Source organism: Pseudomonas sp. FW305-28 (genome assembly GCF_017351395.1).
GTDB classification, from domain to species: domain Bacteria; phylum Pseudomonadota; class Gammaproteobacteria; order Pseudomonadales; family Pseudomonadaceae; genus Aquipseudomonas; species Aquipseudomonas fluorescens_AA.
This window is the reverse complement of the sequence record NZ_JACNDD010000287.1, coordinates 1-2,201: the sequence shown is the minus strand read 5'-3', so window position 1 is coordinate 2,201 and position 2,201 is coordinate 1. Positions and strand designations below refer to the sequence as shown.

The 2,201-nt window shown below is 62.9% G+C and carries 4 protein-coding genes; 3 read left to right on the top strand and 1 reads right to left on the bottom strand.

From position 1 onward, the window contains the following. The 3 genes from J4E53_RS30410 to J4E53_RS30400 form a co-directional block, all read left to right on the top strand. A partial coding sequence (locus J4E53_RS30410; RefSeq protein ID WP_207268289.1) for an ankyrin repeat domain-containing protein occupies positions 1-382 on the top strand: 382 nt, incomplete at its 5' end. A 231-nt stretch (positions 383-613) separates the two neighbouring features. Continuing rightward, entirely contained in the window at positions 614-1,144 is a 531-nt protein-coding gene (locus J4E53_RS30405; RefSeq protein ID WP_103310666.1) for a hypothetical protein, read from the top strand. A gap of 71 nt (positions 1,145-1,215) precedes the next feature. Next, positions 1,216-1,407, top strand: coding sequence for a PLDc N-terminal domain-containing protein (locus J4E53_RS30400; RefSeq protein WP_003204476.1), 192 nt, complete (start codon positions 1,216-1,218; stop codon positions 1,405-1,407). A gap of 59 nt (positions 1,408-1,466) precedes the next feature. Here the strand turns inward: J4E53_RS30400 and J4E53_RS30395 are convergent. Further along, positions 1,467-2,201, bottom strand: a 735-nt coding sequence (locus J4E53_RS30395; RefSeq protein ID WP_207268288.1) for an MFS transporter, incomplete at its 5' end; no start/stop codon positions are given.

Here is a 2,201-nt window from a genome sequence, read left to right as displayed (position 1 = left end):
TCACAAGGGCGACACCCTGTTGATGCTGGCCGCTTACCACGGGCATGTGGAAACGGTGAAAGTGCTGCTGGAGCACAAGGCCGATCCGGAAATCCGCAACGACAACGGCCAGAGCCCGATTGCCGGCGCGGCGTTCAAGGGCGACCTGGCAGTGGTCTCGGCGTTGGTGGACGGCGGCGCCCAAGTGGAAGGCGCGTCCTTCGATGGCCGTACCGCCTTGATGATGGCGGCGATGTTCAACCGGGTGGAAATCGTCGACTACCTGATCGGCAAAGGCGCCGACCCGAAAGCCAAGGACGCCAACGGCGTCTCGGCCCTCGATGCCGCCAGGACCATGGGCGCGGTAGACACCACGGCGCAGTTGGAAAAGATGTTGGGCTGAAAGGTCCGAGCAGATCCCGACGGCTTTTGTGGCGAGGGAGCTTGCTCCCGCTGGGCTGCGCAGCAGCCCAAAATCCAGCCACCGCAACCTGTCAGGTTTACCGCTGTTTAGCGGGTTTACGACTGCTTCGCAGTCGAGCGGGAACAAGCTCCCTCGCCACGCCTGACTCGACCGATGTGATGCGCTATCCTGCCCGCCCTCAAGACACCCTTCGCCACAGGATTCACCCCCATGAAAGCCGCCCTCATCGAACTCATCGGTAAAATCAGCTCCGGCTGCCTCGGCGAGGCGGACATCGCGAAAATCGCTGACGAAGCGGCCCAGGCCTACGCCGATCCGACGGCTTTCCTGGCCGCCAACCCCGATATCAACTACGACGACACATTCCCGATCCCGTTGGGTGAGTGGGTGGTGGTGGGCAGCCTGCCGGACACCGTGCTGTTCCAGGCCGACACCTACGTGGACCTGTTCGAACAGATCGTCGCTTCGTTCGGCCCTGGCGTAGCGTTCAATCTCAAGCCCAAGCAGCTGGCGAAAACCGAAGCCCTGACCGCGCTCAACCGCATCCAGATCCAGATGAGCAGCCTGAACAAGGAAAACGGCGGCTACGTGCTGATGAACTTCAGCCAGTTGCTCGACGATGAATTGCAAATGGTGCTGGTGTACGGCAACGACATGCCGCGGGTGCTGGAACTGTGTACCGAAGTCGGCATCGCCGCCGCGCCGGCCTTGGAAGCTCTCAAGGTCGCGGTCCACGTCTGAAGCAATAAAACGGAACCCTTGCCAGGGGCCCGCTATCCTAAGGGTGCCTATCACCATTTGGGAGCGACACCATGGGTTCCACCTTCAACGGCCTGGTCGGCCTGATTATCCTGGCGCTCGATATCTGGGCGATCATCAATGTACTCAAGAGTGGCGCGGAAACCGGGATGAAAATTCTCTGGGTGCTGCTGATCCTGCTGCTGCCGGTCCTGGGCCTGATCATCTGGGCGATTGCCGGGCCGCGTGGCAACGTGCGGATTTGACCGCTCCATGAAAATGCCCGGTCGCCTCGAGCGACCGGGCATTTTTTATGGGTGGGGTTTCAGGCCGTGGCCAGGGACGGCTTGCGCGAGGCACTCAAGAAGCGCAGCAAGGCCAACAGCGGAAAGGCGCTGCCGACGATCACCACCCACAACCAGCCGCCGTGCTCGTACACGGCACTGGCAATCGATGAGCCGAAGGCGCCGCCGACGAAGATGCTGGTCATGTACAGCGCATTCAGCCGGCTGCGACTCTTGGCGTCGAGGGCGTAGATGGTGCGCTGGCCCAGGACCATGTTCATCTGCACGCAGAAGTCCAGGACCACGCCGGTCACCGCCAGGCCGATCACGCTGTAGAGCGGATGGATGAACGCCGGCAGGAAACTCAGGCTGGCGAACAGCATCGCCAGCAGCGAGGCGTTGCGGGTATGGCCGGCATCCGCCAGGCGACCGGCGATGGGCGCGGCGATGGCACCGATGGCGCCGACCAGGGCGAACAGGGCGATTTCAGTCTGGGACAGGCCGTGGTTGCGTGACAGTTCCAGCGGCACGGCGGTCCAGAACAGGCTGAACGTGGCGAACATGCAGGCTTGGTAGAACGCCCGTTGGCGCAACAGCGGTTGTTGGCGCAGCAGGGTGCCGAGCGAACCCAGCAGTTGGCCATAAGAGGCGCTATGGTCGGGCTGGCGCTTGGGCACGGTCAGCGCCAGGACGATGCTGATCGCGGCCATCAACGCGGCAGCGATGATGAACATGGCCCGCCAGCCGAAGTGATCGGCCACGACGCTGGAGACCGG